Source organism: Gordonia sp. i37 (assembly GCF_002043085.1).
GTDB classification, from domain to species: domain Bacteria; phylum Actinomycetota; class Actinomycetes; order Mycobacteriales; family Mycobacteriaceae; genus Gordonia; species Gordonia polyisoprenivorans.
This window is the reverse complement of the sequence record NZ_MVPX01000542.1, coordinates 1-474: the sequence shown is the minus strand read 5'-3', so window position 1 is coordinate 474 and position 474 is coordinate 1. Positions and strand designations below refer to the sequence as shown.

Sequence of the window (474 nt, the reverse complement as noted above, 5' to 3'; positions counted from 1 at the left end):
CGCCGAGATCGCCAGCACGATGTATCCGACGACGTAGTCTGCGTCGGGCTCCGGATGCGAGAGCGAGGTGATGCCGTGCATCACCGACACCGCAGCGCCCACGGCGAACAAGCCGAAAGCGGCGAACATCGACCAGATGTAGGTTTCGCGCCCGTGGCCGAACGGATGCGCCCGATCGCGCCCCAGCCCACCACGCCGCTCGGCGATCAACAAGAACACCTCGTTGCCCGCATCGGCCCACGAGTGCGCCGACTCGGCAACCATCGACGCCGAACCGGTGATCGCCGCGGCGACGGTTTTTGCCACGGCCACAAGGATGTTCATGGCGAAAGCGATGATCACCGTGATCATCGACTCGTCGGCCGGCGTCGTCGGCTCGGGAGTCGTCGGCTCGGCAGTCATTACTCGATCGTCTCACGACGCGGAGCCCGCCACCGCCCCGACCGAACTCTCCCGGACGCACAGAGGGACGTG

Annotated in this window: 1 protein-coding gene; it reads right to left on the bottom strand. The window is 66.5% G+C overall.

Annotated elements, in window-relative coordinates; all coding sequences use genetic code 11:
* Window positions 1–402: cation transporter (locus B1964_RS27025; protein WP_172398979.1), on the bottom strand; the 402-nt coding region annotated here is incomplete at its 3' end.
* Window positions 403–474 lie beyond the last annotated feature (72 nt).